The 18,974-nt window shown below is 39.8% G+C and carries 17 protein-coding genes and 1 riboswitch; of the genes, 5 read left to right on the top strand and 12 right to left on the bottom strand.

Features of this window, described 5'->3' with window-relative positions; all coding sequences use genetic code 11:
* Positions 1 to 162: 162 nt before the first annotated feature.
* Complete coding sequence (locus tag PSE60_RS14040) at positions 163 to 1,038, top strand: alpha/beta fold hydrolase (protein WP_210838727.1); 876 nt, start codon at positions 163 to 165, stop codon at positions 1,036 to 1,038.
* A 63-nt stretch (positions 1,039 to 1,101) separates the two neighbouring features.
* On the opposite strand, the gene PSE60_RS14035 is transcribed toward PSE60_RS14040, so the two are convergent.
* The 3 genes from PSE60_RS14035 to speA form a co-directional block, all read right to left on the bottom strand.
* Complete coding sequence (locus PSE60_RS14035; RefSeq protein ID WP_210838729.1) at positions 1,102 to 1,881, bottom strand: acetoin reductase; 780 nt, start codon at positions 1,879 to 1,881, stop codon at positions 1,102 to 1,104.
* Between the two features lie 331 nt (positions 1,882 to 2,212).
* Entirely contained in the window at positions 2,213 to 3,133 is a 921-nt protein-coding gene (gene speB / locus PSE60_RS14030; protein WP_272665799.1) for an agmatinase, read from the bottom strand.
* 294 nt (positions 3,134 to 3,427) lie between these two features.
* Positions 3,428 to 5,332, bottom strand: coding sequence for a biosynthetic arginine decarboxylase (speA, locus tag PSE60_RS14025; RefSeq protein ID WP_272665798.1), 1,905 nt, complete (start codon positions 5,330 to 5,332; stop codon positions 3,428 to 3,430).
* Positions 5,333 to 6,052: 720 nt separating this feature from the next.
* On the opposite strand from speA, the gene metK reads away from it, so the two are divergent.
* On the top strand, positions 6,053 to 7,204 hold the full coding sequence (gene metK, locus PSE60_RS14020; RefSeq protein ID WP_210838734.1) for a methionine adenosyltransferase: 1,152 nt from the start codon (positions 6,053 to 6,055) through the stop codon (positions 7,202 to 7,204).
* Between the two features lie 72 nt (positions 7,205 to 7,276).
* Here metK and PSE60_RS14015 read toward each other — a convergent pair whose 3' ends face one another.
* Genes PSE60_RS14015 through PSE60_RS14005 form a run of 3 tightly spaced genes read right to left on the bottom strand, consistent with a single transcriptional unit; the run spans position 7,277 to position 8,457 of the window.
* Positions 7,277 to 7,687, bottom strand: coding sequence for a DUF6691 family protein (locus PSE60_RS14015; protein WP_004262080.1), 411 nt, complete (start codon positions 7,685 to 7,687; stop codon positions 7,277 to 7,279).
* Positions 7,688 to 7,691: 4 nt separating this feature from the next.
* A complete protein-coding gene (locus PSE60_RS14010) occupies positions 7,692 to 8,129 on the bottom strand; it encodes a YeeE/YedE family protein (RefSeq protein ID WP_272665797.1) in 438 nt (145 codons plus the stop codon).
* Between the two features lies 1 nt (position 8,130).
* Positions 8,131 to 8,457, bottom strand: coding sequence for an ArsR/SmtB family transcription factor (locus PSE60_RS14005; RefSeq protein WP_272665796.1), 327 nt, complete (start codon positions 8,455 to 8,457; stop codon positions 8,131 to 8,133).
* Between the two features lie 106 nt (positions 8,458 to 8,563).
* On the opposite strand from PSE60_RS14005, the gene PSE60_RS14000 reads away from it, so the two are divergent.
* The gene (locus tag PSE60_RS14000; RefSeq protein ID WP_210838744.1) at positions 8,564 to 9,097 is read left to right on the top strand and encodes a SprT family zinc-dependent metalloprotease; all 534 of its coding nucleotides are present in this window, start codon (positions 8,564 to 8,566) and stop codon (positions 9,095 to 9,097) included.
* A gap of 32 nt (positions 9,098 to 9,129) precedes the next feature.
* On the opposite strand, the gene PSE60_RS13995 is transcribed toward PSE60_RS14000, so the two are convergent.
* Positions 9,130 to 10,200, bottom strand: coding sequence for a magnesium transporter (locus tag PSE60_RS13995; protein ID WP_210838740.1), 1,071 nt, complete (start codon positions 10,198 to 10,200; stop codon positions 9,130 to 9,132).
* A gap of 73 nt (positions 10,201 to 10,273) precedes the next feature.
* Positions 10,274 to 10,445: riboswitch (M-box (ykoK) riboswitch) on the bottom strand.
* A 585-nt stretch (positions 10,446 to 11,030) separates the two neighbouring features.
* On the opposite strand from PSE60_RS13995, the gene PSE60_RS13990 reads away from it, so the two are divergent.
* Complete coding sequence (locus PSE60_RS13990; protein WP_004913253.1) at positions 11,031 to 11,267, top strand: HEAT repeat domain-containing protein; 237 nt, start codon at positions 11,031 to 11,033, stop codon at positions 11,265 to 11,267.
* Between the two features lie 101 nt (positions 11,268 to 11,368).
* Here the strand turns inward: PSE60_RS13990 and hcr are convergent, their stop codons facing one another.
* Positions 11,369 to 12,373 carry an NADH oxidoreductase gene (gene hcr / locus PSE60_RS13985; RefSeq protein WP_210840141.1) on the bottom strand — a complete coding sequence of 335 codons (1,005 nt, stop codon included), beginning with the start codon at positions 12,371 to 12,373 and terminating at the stop codon, positions 11,369 to 11,371.
* A 75-nt stretch (positions 12,374 to 12,448) separates the two neighbouring features.
* Complete coding sequence (hcp, locus tag PSE60_RS13980) at positions 12,449 to 14,101, bottom strand: hydroxylamine reductase (RefSeq protein ID WP_272665795.1); 1,653 nt, start codon at positions 14,099 to 14,101, stop codon at positions 12,449 to 12,451.
* Positions 14,102 to 14,406: 305 nt separating this feature from the next.
* Between hcp and clcA the strand changes: the two genes are divergently transcribed.
* Positions 14,407 to 15,804: a H(+)/Cl(-) exchange transporter ClcA gene (gene clcA / locus PSE60_RS13975; RefSeq protein WP_272665794.1), complete on the top strand. Its 1,398-nt coding sequence runs from the start codon at positions 14,407 to 14,409 to the stop codon at positions 15,802 to 15,804.
* A gap of 68 nt (positions 15,805 to 15,872) precedes the next feature.
* Here the strand turns inward: clcA and tehB are convergent, their stop codons facing one another.
* The 3 genes from tehB to PSE60_RS13960 all read right to left on the bottom strand — a co-directional run bounded on the left by tehB (position 15,873) and on the right by PSE60_RS13960 (position 18,909).
* On the bottom strand, positions 15,873 to 16,760 hold the full coding sequence (gene tehB, locus PSE60_RS13970) for an SAM-dependent methyltransferase TehB (protein WP_272665793.1): 888 nt from the start codon (positions 16,758 to 16,760) through the stop codon (positions 15,873 to 15,875).
* 121 nt (positions 16,761 to 16,881) lie between these two features.
* Positions 16,882 to 17,961: a linear amide C-N hydrolase gene (locus tag PSE60_RS13965; protein ID WP_272665792.1), complete on the bottom strand. Its 1,080-nt coding sequence runs from the start codon at positions 17,959 to 17,961 to the stop codon at positions 16,882 to 16,884.
* Between the two features lie 174 nt (positions 17,962 to 18,135).
* Complete coding sequence (locus PSE60_RS13960) at positions 18,136 to 18,909, bottom strand: hypothetical protein (RefSeq protein WP_004913275.1); 774 nt, start codon at positions 18,907 to 18,909, stop codon at positions 18,136 to 18,138.
* Between the last annotated feature and the right edge of the window lie 65 nt (positions 18,910 to 18,974).

Here is an 18,974-nt window from a genome sequence, read left to right as displayed (position 1 = left end):
TACTCTTCTCATTGTTAATGAATTGATATTTATTAAGCTAATATTTTGCATTTTACCTATTTAATACTTTAAAATTGCAACTATAACAATGCCAGTTTTAATAATTATTAACTGACCTATCTTATCACCCAATCTATACCTGCTCTGTGTTAGGAATTCACCATGTATAACGCACCACTGACCAACACACATCAACACACGATGAAATTACCTGATAGCCGCCAATTTTGCTGGTTTGAATCAGGCCCTAAAACAGGTTTCCCTGTTGTTTTTTGTACAGGAGCAGGGATGAGTGGTTCATTAGGATTTGGTTTGGATTTACTCGAACAACTGAACATTCGTTTGATTGTTCCTGAACGTGCGGGCCTTGGTGAATCCACTTTTCACCCTGAAAAATCATTGAAAAGCTTTGCTATGGATGTGCAAACACTGCTAAATGAACAATCCATTACCCAATTTTCTGTCGTTGGTTTTTCTCAAGGTGCTGTTTTTGCCATGGCTATCGCCCACTATTGCCAGCCTATTTCACTGTCTATTGTGTCTGGACAAGACCAATTTGAATACCCTGCAACTCGCGCAATACTCCGCACTGATGTTGTGAACATGCAAGAGCAAGCCCTTAACACCCCTGAAGCCCTGTCAGATTGGCTATTGAAGAATGTCACTGGTGAGTGGTTGCTGGCATTTATTCTTAATTGCAGCGCAGATATTGACCAACAACTTTATAATGAAGAACAATTCCTTGATGCCTATACTGCGTGTATTCGACGCGCTTTTGCCCAAGGTAATCAAGGTTATGTACAGGATTTAATCCTCTCTTTACAGCCTTGGGGATTCACCCCTGAAGATATTCAATGCCCGACATCCTTATGGTATGGCGAATTGGATATGAGCACCGTGCACTCACCCGATTTTGGTAAAATTTTGTCCGGTCGCTTACTAAACTGCAACCACCATTTACATCCGCAAGAAGGCGGCTCTTTACTTTGGACTCAAGCAGACAATATCTTAGTTGATATTCAAAAATACGCCGCATAAACAAAAACCGCGATGAGTTATTCATCGCGGCTATTATTTGCATCCTAAATTCATATGAATGAATTAACGATACACAATCCCGCCATCAGTCAAAATAGATTGGCCAGTAATATAGTCAGAGTCATCGCTCGCTAAAAATGCAACCAAACCTGCCACATCATCTGGCGTTTGTGCTCGACCTAATGCGATGCCTTCCACATATTTTTTATAGGTCTCACCTTTTGGCGTGCCTGTGATTTCAGAAAAACGTTCGTCGATTTCTACCCACATATCTGTTCCAACAATACCAGGACAATAAGCATTCACCGTTATACCTGAACTGGCGTATTCTTTTGCCGCGGCTTGCGTTAATGCGCGTACGGCAAATTTTGTGGCGGAGTAAACGCCTAACATTGCAAAACCATCATGTCCTGCAATAGAGGATGCATTAATGATTTTTCCTTTGTGTTTACGTTCTTGGAATTTTTCACTAGCAGCTTGAATGCCCCACAAGGTTCCATCTACGTTGATTTTGAAGATTAAATCCATATCTTCTTGGCGAACATCAGCGATTGGCTTAACTTGTGCAATCCCCGCGTTGTTAATCATCACATCGAAACCACCCAACTCAGCTTCCGCATGAGCCACCGCAGCAAAAACTTGGTCACGTTGACTGATATCTGCGGCAAATGTTGTTACTTTACGGCCTAACGCTTCAATTTCTTTGGCAACATCTTGGAGCTTGTCTTTTTTCAAATCCACCAGTGCGATATCAGCGCCTTCTTTCGCTAAACGCAATGCGATACCACGACCAATACCTTGAGCGGCACCAGTAACTAAAATAACTTTATTATTTAACGCCATACTTTTCTCCTACTGAATAATAGCCAAATTGACTAGTTCACCTTTAATATTAAGTTAGCAACAATAACAATAAGTTACAAAGTAATAATTTTAGCCTAATATTTATTATTTATAAAAAATATTTCACTATTTACAAGGTTAATATGTTTTTTTACCGTAGAAAAATACATATAGACGTAAATTATAAGATTATTGTTAATAAAAATCATTCTCAATTCAATAAACAAAAAATGCGATTTGTTGATTTTTAGTATAATTGATAAACACTTATATAAAGTATGGATATAAAAAAGCCACCAATCGGTGGCTTATTGATGCAATTAAAAATAACTTATTTTTTAGCAGCTTGAATATACAGCATCTCTAATGCGATAGATGCTGCGGCTAATGCCGTGATTTCAGATTGGTCATAAGCTGGGGCAACTTCCACTAAATCCATACCCACGATATTTAATGACTGTATGCCACGCAATAGCTTCAATGCACGATCTGACGTTAAACCACCAATAACAGGGGTTCCTGTACCCGGTGCAAATGCAGGGTCAAGGCAGTCAATATCGAAAGTCAGATAAACAGGTAGGTCACCGACAATCTCTTTGATCTGCGCAACCATATCATCCACGCTACGATCATTCACCTGACCTGCATCCAATACAGTAAAACCATTGTCGCTATCATGTTCAGTACGAATACCAATTTGCACTGAATGATTTGGTTCGATTAACCCTTCTTTTGGCGCATGGTAGAACATGGTTCCGTGGTCAAACTTGCTACCGTTACCATAAGTATCGGTATGTGCATCAAAATGAACTAAAGCCATTTTACCAAAGTGTTTTGCATGAGCACGCAGCAATGGCAGTGTGACGAAGTGGTCACCGCCAAAGGTTAAGCAACGTTTACCTGATTCAAGCAATTTTTCAGTATGTGCTTGCAGCTTGTCACTCATGTCTTGTGCATCACCGAAAGCAAACACCACATCACCACAATCGACGACATTTAAACGTTCGGTTAGCTTGAAATTCCAAGGCCAACGATGGCTTTCCCATGCAAGGTTAGTAGACACTTGGCGAATAGCGGCTGGCCCATGACGACTGCCTGCACGGCCTGAGGTTGCCATATCAAATGGTACACCCGTGATCACCCATTCCGCATCTGAGCTATATGGTTGAAAATTCAATGGAAAACGTAAAAAACCAAATGCGTTAGAAACCAGTGAATTATCAACTTGATTGCCTAAAGTACTATTAATCATTTTTGTTCCTCAAAATAGGCTTGCCCGTTAGCAAGCCCTTTTAATATTTGGCTCGAATCGTTCTACCTAATTAACTTCGTACAGTATAAATAATAAACAAATCATGTTATTTGCACAAAGTTATTATCTGTTCAGTATCTTAATACGTTATGACTCATATAGTGCGCTAAATAGTTCGTGCTGTCGCTAGGCGGCAAAATACGCCAAGCCCTAAGAACATACATAAGTATGTGACTAGGGTTGGCGAATGCAGCCAACACCGCCACAGCACGAAATATGACGCGCATTAAGCATTTATTCGTCTTCGAGATAAGTATACCCATACAAACCATTCTCGAACTCTTCCACAAAGCCTTTTTGGAGTTGCTCACTTAAACCAGTGCCTTTTACTTGCTCTGTGAAGCTTTCTAGTAGGACTTCCGGTACTAATTTGACGTATTGCAGCATATCGGCCACAGAATCGCCCTCTTCACTTTGCAGGTAACGCAAGTTGCCTTGGCTATCAACCCAGACATCTATTGCGGCAGTATCACCAAACAAGTTATGCATGTTACCTAAAATTTCTTGGTACGCGCCAATCATAAAGAAACCTATCATTGGCGGCTTTTCAGGGTCATACGCAGGCATTGGCATTGTGGTTTCAACGCCATCACCATCAACATAATGGTCAATAATACCGTCAGAGTCACAGGTGATATCTAACAGTACCGCACGACGGTCTAATGGTTTATCTAACCCTTCAATCGGTAACACTGGGAACACTTGGTCGATTCCCCAAGAGTCTGGCAGCGATTGGAATAATGAAAAATTCACATAGAACTTATCAGCCATACGCTCTTGCAGTTCGTCGATTATTGGACGATGAGCACGATTGCTTGGATCTAAATCCTGTTGAATGCGACGGCAAATATTTAGGTATAACTCTTCTGCCCATGCTCGTTGCGTTAAATCTAGTACGCCGTGTGCATATTGAGTGTGCGCTTCTTGTAAATCGAACTGGCTATCATGCAACCATTCACGTAATGAACGGCTATTACCTTGATGCTGCATTGACTCCCACGTTTCCCATAAGGAAATCAATGAACGTGGCGCATCTTCATGAGGCGGTGTTGTTTTAGTAAATTCGTTACGCTCAACCCCGATCACATTGGATACTAATACCGTATGATGCGCTGTTAACGCTCGGCCAGATTCGGTAATTACCGTTGGGTGTGGTAAATCAAATTCTTCACACGCGTCCCCAATTGCCCAAATCACGTTGTTAGCGTATTCATTTAAACCATAGTTGACCGAGCAATCGGATTGAGAGCGAGTACCTTCATAGTCAACACCAAGACCACCGCCCACATCAAAGCACTGAATGTTAACGCCTAGGCGATGTAGTTCCACATAGAAACGCGCTGATTCACGAACACCCGTAGCGATGTCGCGAATATTGGCCATCTGAGAGCCTAAATGGAAATGAAGTAACTGCAGGCTGTCTAAGCGATTGGCATTGCGTAAAATTTCCACTAATTGCAGTACTTGAGTTGCAGCCAAACCAAATTTAGATTTTTCACCGCCACTTGCCTGCCATTTACCGGAGCCTTGAGAAGCCAAACGAGCACGAACCCCGAGGCGTGGCGTGACATTTAAGCTTTCCGCTTCTGCCAATACCATCTCAATTTCAGACATTTTTTCGATAACAAGGTAAACCTTGTGACCTAATTTTTCCCCAATTAACGCTAATCGGATGTATTCACGGTCTTTATACCCATTACAGACGATAACCGTTTGTGTTTTACCTGCGTTTGCTAAAACAGCCATTAATTCAGCTTTTGAACCCGCTTCAAGCCCGAGCGGCTCGCCAGAATTAACCAGCGATTCAATGACTCGGCGTTGCTGGTTAACTTTTATGGGATAAACCAGAAAGTAATCGCCTTTATAGCCATAAGACTCACGTGCACGTCTAAATGCTGCGTTTATTGAACGTAAACGGTGCTGTAAAATTTGCGGGAAACAAAACAATGCAGGTAAGCGTAAATGCTCCTGCTCTTCTTTAACCTGATTAACGAGGTCAGCTAAATCAACAAAGGTGTCAGGGTTCTCAGGGTTTGGGCAAACACAGACATTTCCGCGCTCATTCACCTGATAGTAACCACCACCCCAATACGCGATGTTGTACGTCTGACGCATTTTGCGAGCGATATTATCATTCATAATAAACTCCTTTTATGGAGGGGTGAGTGACGCGTTCTCCTTCCTGATGCATGTCAGTGAGGACATAACACTGCAAGGCAGTTATGTCGGGGAAACGGCAATACTCAGATTTTAATAAAAAGTGCTTAGAACTTCTAAACAGTGACAATATACGACCTTAAGCTGACAGATTAATGACTCAGCCTCGAAGGTGTATTAAAGATGTGACGGTAACTTCGTGATGAAGTAAAGAATGACAGGAAAGTAAATGCCAAAGTCACGCGGCGATCCGCATATGACGGTTGGATACTGTTATTCAGTAGATTATGGATCATTACCCATTAACCCCCAATATAACTGTTTACCCCTTTAAAATTTCAATGTGGTAGCACTATTTTGGCAGTTTGACCTGTTGATTTAAGCTATATCACCTTATTTTTTTATTGAAATTCAAAAGTTTATAAACATTCCTGATAGATAGCAGAAGTTTTATATTATTCTGCTGGTATATAACGGGAAATAACAACCATCCGTTACGGTCGCAGTTTATACATCTATTGCGCTCAAAAAGCAAAACCAAAATGACTAAATTGCGATAAAACTTTATCTGTTGCTGTTTTATAGCCCTATACCTTTTTTGTATAAATACAGGTAGAAATTTTTGCCATATGGGACTAAAATAGCCGTCTAGATGTTAAAACATCCAATTATAAATTTGCGAATTCTTAAGGTATTAATCTCATGGCTACACATCTCTTTACTTCTGAGTCTGTATCAGAAGGGCATCCAGATAAAATTGCTGATCAAATCTCTGACGCAGTACTTGATGCTATTCTGGAACAAGACCCGAAAGCTCGCGTTGCCTGCGAAACCTACGTCAAAACAGGTATGGTAATGGTCGGGGGAGAAATCACCACCAGTGCTTGGGTTGATATTGAAGAAATCACGCGCAAAACTGTTCGCGAAATTGGCTACACCAGTTCCGAAATGGGCTTCGATGCAAATTCATGTGCTGTTTTAAGTGCAATTGGTAAACAATCGCCTGATATCAACCAAGGTGTTGACCGTGTTGACCCATCAGAACAAGGCGCGGGTGACCAAGGCCTAATGTTTGGTTATGCAACCAACGAAACTGATGTATTAATGCCTGCTCCTATTACTTATGCACACCGCTTAGTTCAACGCCAAGCTGATGTTCGTAAAAATGGCACGTTGCCATGGTTACGCCCAGATGCGAAAAGCCAGGTAACATTCCAATACGACAATAACAAAATTGTGGGTATTGATGCCGTTGTTTTATCTACTCAGCATTCTGAAGATATTCAACAAAAAGATCTGCATGAAGCGGTGATGGAAGAGATCATCAAGCCAGTTCTACCAGCAGAATGGTTATCAAAAGATACCAAGTACTTTATTAACCCAACAGGCCGCTTTGTTATCGGTGGGCCGATGGGTGACTGTGGCTTAACAGGCCGTAAAATCATTGTAGATACCTACGGCGGTATGGCTCGCCATGGTGGTGGGGCATTCTCTGGTAAAGACCCGTCAAAAGTTGACCGTTCAGCAGCTTATGCAGCTCGTTACGTAGCAAAAAATATTGTCGCTGCGGGCCTTGCAGACCGTTGTGAAATCCAAGTTTCTTACGCTATCGGCGTGGCAGAACCAACATCGATTATGGTAGAAACCTTTGGAACAAGTAAAGTTGATGAGTCATTATTAATCCAATTAGTTCGTGAATTCTTTGACTTACGTCCTTACGGCTTAATCAAGATGCTCGACTTATTACACCCAATTTACCAACAAACTGCTTCATACGGCCACTTTGGTCGTTCTCAGTTCCCTTGGGAAAAAACTGACAAAGCTGAAGCATTGCGTGCCGCCGCAGGCTTGTAATCACTTCGGTAAATAAACCATATACAAAAAAACCCATCTAATGATGGGTTTTTTATTGCGCTGAATTAACGGTTAATTTTTTTGCGTAAACTGGAAAATAGCCATTCCTGCAACCATCGCTAATGTAAATATTATCCCTTGTGTTAATCCCATTCCTGTCAACAATAATGCAGGCCCTGGGCAGATCCCTGCTAACCCCCATCCCACACCAAATAACACACTTCCGGTGACTAGTTTTTTATCTATCGTTTGATTGGTCGGAATTTGCAATGGGCAATTTAGTACACTAACAGAGCGTTTTTTAACCCCTAAGAAAGCAATACCACTGATTACCATTCCAACTGCCATCGTAATTAATAAAGAGGGATCCCACGTTCCAGTAATATCTAAAAACGCTAAAATCTTTGCTGGATTTCCCATTCCGGCAATGACCAACCCTAAACCAAACAGTATCCCTGAAATTAATGCGATAAGAATAGGCATGGGTTTATCTCCCTATCCCATAATGGTTAGCTAATGCGACTGTCACAAAAGCCACAATCATAAAGACCAATACCGCAACAATTGAACGACGAGATAACCTTGCCATGCCACAAATCCCATGGCCGCTAGTACAGCCACTTCCAAGCCGTGAGCCAAAACCAACAAACAGCCCAGCTAAAACTAAAATAGGTGTACTGGTTGCAATGCTAACTTCTGGTGTATACGCCAACCAAGTAAATAGCGCTGGGGCGCTCATCAGACCAATAATAAAAGCGACTTTCCACGCCGTATCTCCCTTCGTTGGTTTTAGCAACCCACCTAAAATACCGCTAATACCCGCAATACGGCCGTTAAAAACTAATAAAATTGCAGCGGCTAAACCTATCAATACACCGCCAACTGCGGCAGATAGTGGCGTAAAATTAGCCCAATCGATTGTCATTTCATTTCTCCTTCACAGGGCAGTAAAGCTGGTATAACGTATTGAGCAACGTAAATAATTTCTCATCTGCAATCGCATAGTAAATACGCTTTCCTTCTCGACGCGTCATCACTAAGCCTTCATTACGCAATACCGTTAATTGCTGAGAGAGCGTCGGTTGTAATATTCCTAACTGCTCTTCTAACTCACTCACGCAGGCTTCACCCTGTGTTAATTGGCATAATAAAATTAAACGATCTGGATTCCCTAATGTTTTCAATAACGAAGCTGTTTCTGACGCGGCCTGCTTCATCGCTAATAATTGCTGTTCAGGTGTATTATTGTGCATATGTTCTTGCTGATTTATATTATACAAGAATACAATATATATTTTGATATAATAAATGTCAATTATTACTTGTTTATGTCCATTGCCTTCACGTATCCTTTACTCCATGAAAACAATCCGTGTTCCACTTTTTTTACAACAACAAGTTATGCGCATATTGCGAGAAAAGCTCGCACTTGCAGAGCACAAACTCGAACAGTCATTTCCAGAACCAACAGTTAACTACAAGCAACGGGGAACAACTGCGGGTAGTGCTTACTTAAAAGAATGGGAAATTCGCCTCAACCCCAGTTTACTCATCGAAAATACAGAACAATTTATTGATGAGGTTGTGCCTCATGAATTAGCGCATTTGTTGGTTTTTCGAGTATTTGGCCGCAAAGGTATCGCACCGCATGGCAAAGAATGGAAATGGATGATGCAACACGTACTGGAAGTCACGGCTAAACGCACACACAACTTTGCAGTTACGACAGTAAAAAGTAAAACATTTCGCTACCGTTGTGCTTGTGAAATGACCCATGAATTAACTATACGCCGTCATAACAAAGTGCTACGTGGTGAAAACCAATATTTATGTCGAAAATGTGGGGAAGTGTTAAAACAAGAAGAGGTTTTTGTCGCTGCGGCAGAAAATTAACCTTTCTGCCGCATCAAGTTTGAGGTGTGCGCTTAAGCAAACTCCGTCATCACTAATTTTGCGATTTCAAAGTAAATAATTAAGCCAGTTCCATCAATGAAAGTTGCAATGAACGGTGCAGAAACAACTGCTGGGTCCACTTTTAATTTCTTCAGTACCATTGGGATAATGGAAGAAACAACCGCGCTCCACATTGTAATCGCAACGATGGTTAAGCTAACCACAATAGTCACTTCGTGGCCAACACCTAAAATCCATGCACGGATTAATGCCGCACCACCGATAGTCACCGCAACTAAAAATGAGGTAGAGACCTCTTTCTTTAGTACTGTGCCGAGATTACGTAAACTCACCTCGCCCAGTGCCATTGCACGGACTAATGTTGATGTAATTTGTGTTCCACTATTACCGCCTGTACCAATCAACAGCGGAATGAAAAACGCTAACGAAATTGCGGCTTCGAGTTGTTCTTCAAATGCTTTTAATACAGTTCCTGTATACGCTTCGGCCACAAATAGCATCAACAACCAAACGACACGTTTACGCCATAAAGTTACAGGGCTTGTCGTTAAGTAGGGCTCATCTAATGGAGTGGTAGCGCCTTGTAACTGCGCATCAAGTGTATTCTCATCTTCAATCAGTTCGGCGATATCTTGCGGACGCAAAACACCCATCAATTTGCCAAATTGCACCACAGGTATCATATCTAAACCACTATGATTAATCAGGTCATAAACATCATGACGTGATTGTTCTGGGGCGACAGAAAAATAATTGTGTCTCATGATATCAGACACTAATAAATTTTCAGGTGAGGCTAATAATGATTTAACTGAAAGAATACCATTTAAATAATTGTCGTTATCGACAACAAATAAATAGGTTGGGATTTGCTCGCCATCAAGGTGCTCAATAAGATTTTGTTTCACGCAAGCTATTGAGTCTGCGACAGAGACTGGCAAATATGATTGGCTCATATAAGCGCTAACTGTTGCATCATCAACTTTTGGTGACGGTGTATTATTGTCTTTGAGGCGCGCGCCTTTCATTGCGGATTGAGCAATAGCAACTGCTCCCGCTTTGTTCTGGGTAGTGAATGTCATTTTTTTAGTCCCTATTACTGTTGGTTACTCAAACAGTACTCACATAGGGGCGAAACCAGATGAGAGAATGCGAAAGCTATCTCTTCGTCTCGGTTTTAGCACTATACAACGTATCCTGATTTAGCAGGAAGTTACATGGGGATATACCTTCGGTCGATATATCCTGTCCTAATCTTGGGCGTCTCTCGACGTCGTCAGATCAGTAACCTATGTTTGTATAGGAGCCTCGCCTAACGAGATACTGCACTTTGGATGCGGCGCGAATTATACCCATTGATGAATTAATTGCCACCCTATATCTACGGTTTTTTACGCATGAGAAACTTATTGTTTAGGTTTCGTTTAAGTTTATATTAAATATATCTTCACAAAGTAACAAAATGTAACTAATAATAAAATTAAATATTCAAATTAAAATAAATATATTTAGTTACTTATCAATAACCAACCCTTAGATAAATCTAAATAATATTTGTAATATTATTTAGTAAATCTTATCGATAATTAAGCAAAACTTACCTGCCCATTTACCTTACAATACAAAAAAACAATATAAAGGAGTAAGCCTAATTAAATATAACTGAAACGCTTTATTAGAGTATACGCAATCACTAATATCAATGAATCATTGGTTTTTTATATTAAAAAGAATCAAATAAGCAAATGATGAGATAAGAAAATACACTTATGTCATTATTTAATTCGAAATTATCATTGAAAACTATTCTTTTAAATTGTTAATATTTAATTTCAGATATCAATACAGTATTAAATATCACAAGAATTATCTTAGAATATTTTTTATTTTATTTAACAGTGAAAGTTTTATTATGGATAAAGTAATTGTTGGAATGTTAACAAACTTAACATTTCGCGTAAATGATGAAATCAAAATTGCTGCCATTTCTGCTTTAGGGGATTTCAAAGCAACGATTGAATATAATGATGCCATCATAAGAATCATAGACTTATGTCAAGACCCAAACAAAGAGGTTGCTGTGTCAGCAATTAATACACTCAGTAAATTATCTATTTATTTTTTACGTAGTTCACTACCGGAACATTAATTACACTCTCATTTCGAGTATTGTAAATAATTACTATGATTTATTTTATAATACTGTCCCATTAATAATCTAATGAGACAGTTTGCACACATGAAATAACTTTACGCTATTTCAGTGTCGCCCTGCAATTGGCAACTACACGCTAAAACATAACCTTCCGCTATTTCTGCTTCGGTTAATGTCATTGTGCTTGTGGTTGTATAATTTCCTGACAACACTTTTGTTTTACAACTGCCACAAACACCCGCTCGGCAAGCCGCAATAACAGGTTGTTTATTTTGTTCTAGTGCAGATAATAAAGACGTCCCCACTGGGACTTTAAAATTGACTAATCGTTGACGAATTTTTAACGTAAGAATATCTTCACTATCAACAATTTCTGGTTCGGTAGAAAAACGCTCCATAAAGAAATGTTCAGCAGGAACACCTAAATTTGCAGCAAATTGCTGTGCATTTTTCATATAAGGTACAGGCCCACACGTCATCACAATTCGTGAATCAATATCTGGCACTAGCGCTTTCAATTTCTCTTCAGTTAAACGCCCTTGAGCAATATCGCCATTATCTGGTGTTTCCGCCATGACACACAATTGCAGCCGTTCTGGATATAACCGGACGAGCTTTTGCCATTCCTCAGCAAAAATGACTTGCTTATCATCGCGAACATTGAATAGCACTTTTACATGGGAATTTGGGCGATTCACCATCAGCCAACGTGTCATTGACATAATCGGTGTCACTCCACACCCAGCAGCTAGCATCAAATACTGCGAGTTTTTTAGATTGGCACAGGTGAATTCCCCTTGTGCTTCAGAAAGCCAAAGGTAGTCACCTTCTTTAACTGAACGCGTTAGCCAATTTGACCCTTCACCATCGTCTAACCGCCTGACAGTAATGGAAATAAAACGACTTTGTCCCGGTGATGATGAAAGAGTGTAAGCACGCATGACATCATCACTATTTTTAATACTGACCAAAGCATATTGACCGGGTGAATACGTATAAAAATCATGATTGATAAGGTTAATTGTCCAGACATCTGATGTTTCTTGAATAATAGAATGAACTTGCATTCTATTTGGACATAAACTGCTTGGCATGGTCATTGCGCTACTCCTTTAAAGGGGGCCGCAACCCCCGTCTTTCACATCGTTTTTAAGCTTTTTCTATCGGTTTATTGATCATGCAGGTAAAATTTCTGCCAGATCTTGCTCAACTGTCGTAATACTCCGCATGCCAAATTTCTCATTTAGCACATTCAATAAGTTTTCAGTTAAGAAACCAGGCGCTGTTGGGCCGGTATAAATATTTTTCACACCCAACGCTAATAATGTTAAGAGGATAACAATCGCTTTTTGCTCAAACCAAGACAGAATCAGACTCAATGGTAAATCATTAATACCACAACCAAGTTTCTCTGATAGATTCACTGCAAGCATAATGGCAGAGTATGCATCGTTACATTGGCCCACATCCAATAAGCGTGGTAGTCCTTCTAACGTACCAAAATCTAATTTATTAAAACGATATTTACCACAAGCGAGTGTCAGGATTAAGCAATCTTCGGGTACACTACGCGCAAAGTCCGTGTAGTAGCTACGCTCACCGCGGCTACCATCACATCCACCAACGAGGAATACGTGACGTAATTTTTTCTGTGAAACTAAATCAATCACCGCATCTGCCGCACCGAGTAGTGTTTGACGACCGAAGCCAACCGTAATTTTGTGCTCGATTTCGGTATACGGGAAACCGGCAAGCGACTGAGCTTGAGCAATCATTGCAGAAAAATCATCGCCCACTAAATGTTTTGCACCTGGCCAACCTACAATACTACGTGTCCAGATACGGTCTTTATAATCACCAACATCAGGGTCAATAATGCAGTTAGAAGTCATTAAGATAGAACCTGGGAATTTAGCAAATTCCACCTGCTGGTTTTGCCAACCGCTACCATAGTTACCGACTAAATGCGCATATTTTTTCAGCTCTGGATAACCATGTGCTGGCAGCATTTCACCGTGGGTATAAACATTGATACCCGTACCTTCAGTTTGTTCTAACAACATTTTTAAGTCTTTCAGGTCATGACCTGAAATTAAAATACATTTCCCTGCGACTGGACGAACGTTAACTTCCGTTGGAGTTGGGTGACCAAATTCGCTCGTTTCACCTGCATCCAAAATTTCCATGATCTTGAAATTCATCAGACCAATTGCCATGGCATTATCAAGCAGCTCATTCATATCTGATGGCAATGTTCCAAGCCAAGCCATAATTTCATGATATTGGCGATAAACTTCATTATCATACTGACCTAAAACATGGGCGTGTTCCATGTAGGCTGCCGCCCCTTTTAAGCCATATAGGCATAACATACGTAACCCATGAATATCTTCACCGACTTCTGCTTTATCAATATCTAATGAAAATTGAGCCGCTTGTGCCTGTAAGGTTGGAATGTCAGTTCCATTTAATTGCAAATTAATTAATGGATGATTGAAAGCCACTACACTATTCACGGATTGGCAATGCTTGATTAATTTATCACGCAAATAAATAGCTTCACGGGCATAACCGATAATACGTTCTGAATCAAAGTTGACGTTAGTTAAGGTTGAGAAGAATGCGCGCGGAGCAAAACTATCAATATCATGGTCAATAATACCCAGCGAGCGAGCAGTGACTGCGCTTGCAGATAAGCTTTGCAATACAGCAACTAATAAATCTTGTAGGTCAGATGTTTCTGCTGTTTTACCGCACATACCCTGCGCGTATGCACAGCCATTTCCAGCTGGAGTTCTAATTGTTTGTTCACATTGCACACAGTACATGTTATTCGCCTCTTAAAGTTGCATTTGAAATACAACATTAAGACTACGCTCTTTATTAGAATAAAAAAGTGGAATTATTCATTATCTAATGGTTTATTGATCTATATTAATATTCATTGCAAATGAGAACTATTCACGGTAATGAAAGTATGCTATTCGTGCTGCTGGTTTTTATTTCTCAGTTTCCTTGCTTAAATACACTATTTTGCATTTTATTTTTTTCCTGATAACGTTCTTACGGTAACTCTTGTTATACTTACCTATAACTGATTGTTATTCCATCGTATAAAGAGAATCCAATAAAGATGAGCCAGGTAAATTCAGCAAGTAAATCTATGATAAAAGGCCGGTTACGGATTTTTAAACGGTTAAAAGAATCAGATAAAACACCTGTAAAAATCTTACTACTCGCGGCACTCATTGGTGCTGCAGTCGGTCTTATCGGTTCTCTATTTGAAATAGGAACAACTTGGATTAGCAACTATCGCGTTCAATCAGTGAGTGAATGGGTTGCTCCAAAATGGTTGATGGTTGTTGGGATGTTTTTTATCTCGGCACTTCTTGCCATGTTAGGCTATTACCTAGTTAAACGGTTCTCTCCTGAATCGGGTGGGTCTGGGATCCCAGAAATTGAAGGAGCATTACAGGATTTGCGCCCCGTAAGGTGGTGGAGAGTCATCCCAGTTAAGTTTATTGGTGGATTAGGGACATTAGGTTCAGGCATGGTGTTAGGGCGCGAAGGGCCAACTGTGCAGCTTGGTGCGAACCTTAGCCAAATGTTTTATGATTTATTTCGTTTAAAAGATAACGAGTCGCGCCATACCTTGCTTGCCTCTGGTGCTGCTGCTGGTTTATCTACAGCATTTAATGCCCCTTTAGCTGGCATTTTATTTATTATTGAAGAAATGCGCCCGCAATTTAAATACAGTTTAATTTCAATTAAAGCGGTATTTATCGGTGTTGTTACCTCCACCATTGTCTATCGGTTAATTAATGGGGAAGCTATTATATTAAATATAGGTCAATTCTCTTCTGCACCGATGAATACTTTATGGCTTTATTTAATTTTAGGATTAATGTTTGGTGTTATCGGTATCTGTTTTAATGGTTTTTTATTGTACCTACAAAGTAAATTTTTAGCATTTTACCAAAATAAAATTTCTCGCTTTGTATTGATGGGCGGGCTAATTGGTGGTGCCTGTGGTGCAATTGGTGTTTATCTACCTGAAATTGTTGGTGGCGGCTATTCGGTGATCCACCAGATGGTTGCTGGCCAATTTACCATCACTTTATTATTCATATTTTTTGCTTTACGGTTTTTAACTTCGACGATTAGCTTTAGCTCTGGTGCTCCAGGGGGTATTTTCTCCCCTTTACTCGCCCTTGGTACCTTATTTGGTGGTGTTTTCGGCTACGCTGCCCTCGAAATATTTCCTAATTACCAAATTGAAGTAGGAACTTTCGCTATTGCAGGCATGGGCGCATTATTTGCCGCAACCGTCAGAGCGCCATTAACTGGAATAGTCTTAGTTTTAGAAATGACAAATAACTACCAGTTAATCTTACCGATGATTATTACCTGCATTGGCGCCACAATGATAGCCCAATTTTTAGGTGGCAAACCGCTATATTCTGTCTTGCTCGAAAAAACTTTAGCCCGAAGCGAAAAAGAAACCGCTAACACTACCGCCAGCAAACCTTAAATATTAGCAAATAAAAAAGAGTTGCCACCCTCGGCAACTCTCTTACTAAGATAACCTATACTAATCTCTTACTTTTTCCGCGCAATGAGTGTTGCAAAGTTTAATTTAATACGATTACCTTGTGAATCAGTGCGGTGTAAGTGCCCAGGGTTTTCGTTATATTTTAAAATATCCCAATCTTTATAATATCCTTCAAGCTCCCCTGGTTTTAAGAAGCATTTAAATGGCACTAAATCCAGTGGTGCATCTGGCGTTTCAACGGCACACACAATAACGTTAACGCCCCCTGGTAGGGTATGTTCTTGCATATTGGTAACGACATTAGCAATTTTTTCTCGCTGCAAAAACATCAGTACGACAGTAGAAATAATGAGTTCGTAATCCTCTTTTATCTGGTGACTATTAATGTCATAAACAGCCGTATGAATATTTTCTACTGCGGCTTGTTTTTTAACAAAGTCAATCGCTTGGATATGTTGAGGGTTGATATCTACCGAGGTCACGTCATAACCTTGTAAGGCAAGATAAAAGCTATTGCGGCCCCTTCCCGAGCCTAAATCTAATGTTTTACATGGCTTACTAAGGTGGTTCTCACACAGGTAACGCACTTCTGAATGTGGAGTCGTTAACCCGTGTTCTTTATAAAATTTCAGTTCTGGTTTGCATAAAAAAGCCAATTGGCATTCCATGTCATCACTACAAGCAGAAATACGATGCCAAACTTGAGGTTCGATAATAGGCGGCTGGTTATGAATATCAAAAGTAAAATGTTGTTCGCTGCCATCCTCATTAAAAATGATAAAATCTAAAGAGCCTTTTAGCACTTTCAACTGTGCATATGTATCTTCTTTTGTATTATGACGCTCTTGGAACATTAACGGTAAAGACGCTTTATTCCAAACCGGCATGGTTTTGTAACACACGAGATTATTCATATCATCACCAATAAGTTGCATTTTAAATACATCTTATATCGTTCGTTTGCTATCTGCAAAACATTCATGGATAAATTATCGAGGACTTGATTCATATCAACCCCCTATAGATAAAGAGGGCTGATACGCGCTATAGGATAAGTTAGTAACCTAACTGTTTCGCACTTAACCCTAAGAATTCAAAAGGTTTTGTAACCACATATTTATTGGTCGCATCCCCCGAATAAATATGGCTCTGCTCTTCACCCAGATCCAACTTTTTCACTTGTCCAGTTTCTGCTGAAAAGTCAATTTTTGCCAAATCAGTCCAAAAAATATTTGGCGTCAATGCAGATTCAAAAAAATAGAGCTGACGTTTATGGTCAACTAATGTCCGCCAACGCGTTGACGATATTTCAGGTGAATTTTCGGACGTCAATCCGTAAGGAACAGACACATTACGTACGACACTGAAAACACTGGCGACCGCTTTATTAGGCGTTGTTTTCTGAGGAATTGCATTAATATAAAATTGCGCACGAGCAAATCTATCAGCGGAACGGTTTGTCCCCGGTAGCATGACAGTACCACCAATTCCTTGCCAATATTCCTGCATTGCTAATTGCTTCTCATAAGTAGGCGAATTAGTCATAACTTGATACTTGCGACTATGATGAATGACCTGCTTACCATCAATATATTCAATAATTGCGCTATCGCCACTCGCATCTGATAATGACAAATGTAAAGTCGCTAACCTATCCTGTCCTGGAACATTATCCGTTGCCACGACCAGTGGATTTTTTTCTAGGGCTGCAACTGCCTCTTCCACTGTCGCATAATTATCTAGCACATATTGTGCCCATAGCGATATCGACAACGCAGGTTGCTGATTATCTACTTGAGGGTATTTTGATTCAGCAAGCCATAATAAATTGGCAACTAGACCCTCTTCGTTCACTCCATCAGTTGTTGAAATATCATAACCTGAGGCGATCACACTACCGTATTTTGATTTCCATTTTAAAGAGTTAGGTCCTGCAATGCCATCACGCTCCATGCCTCGAGGAAAGATCCATAGATTAGTGCCTATATCGTATTTCCAATCCATTGTTCTTCCGGTCATTATCTGTTCATTTTCACCTAAATAAACAACCCGAGTACAAGCTTGACTTACTGCAATTGGCATTGATATCGCAGCCGCAGCGGCAAGTGCGATGATACTTTTCTTAATAAATTGCATGCCATCTCCAAAATAGTTAAAAATAAATTTATATAATAAGCATACTACATAAATACGAACTATTTATGCTCAAATAATAATGCATTAAAAAAAGTGCGATTAACGCTATGAAATGTAATACTTAATGACACAAAATGGCACCAATATTAATCAGTACCATTTTGCTAAAAAGAATTAATTATTTACTGATGAAAATAAAGAACGTAACAATGCCGCTTTTTTCGGATTATCTGGAATAGATAATATTTCATCATAAAAACTAATAGAAATACGGCACGCTAGTGCCGGTGATTTCTTCCCTGCTTCTAAATTCCCAAGAATTGCAGTATCTTCACCATACTTTGCAGAAAGCCCGCTAGCAAGTTGGGTTAATTCCTCAGAATATTCTGTCGGGGACATTAACGCCTGTTTTACACCCGCTTCACTTGAAATTAAAAGTTCATTGGTTGCCTGAATTTGTTTCAACAAAACAGCTTGGCTTTTTTGTGGTGGAATAATTTCTGCTGTTTCTCTCAAATGCGGAAATAGTGAATAAAAACACGTTTTTCCCGTTGGGTCTTCTTCCAATAAGATTTTTAGGTAATCATTAACTCTGCTAGTAAAGTTAATCACGGAGTCATCAGAGGCATATTCCATACGCTCTAGTACTAACTTCATGACATTCCCGACTACTTGGTCAAACAGTTGACGGCGTAAATCTTCATTAGTTGGGTCGTATTGTGTAATTAGATGCTCAAAACTTTGATAGGTTTCAGGGCTTATTTTCTTAACCGTCGCGATAATCGGTAATTCTTTTTCAACTTGAGCAAGTGCCTCTGAATGAATTGCACTATTATTTTCTGTAGATAACACATTGTTATCTTTACTTAACCAATAAAAACCGAATGCAAATGCAATAAAAATAATGCTAACAATTAATGCGGTTTTACGTGAGTTATTTGTATTCAAAGTTACCCTGCCTTTTCTTGTAAAACGGTTCCCCACAAACACTTTCAAGCTACTTATATACTGTA

The organism is Providencia sp. PROV174 (assembly GCF_028480685.1).
GTDB classification, from domain to species: Bacteria; Pseudomonadota; Gammaproteobacteria; order Enterobacterales; family Enterobacteriaceae; genus Providencia; species Providencia rettgeri.
This window is presented reverse-complemented; position numbering and strand designations above follow the sequence as displayed.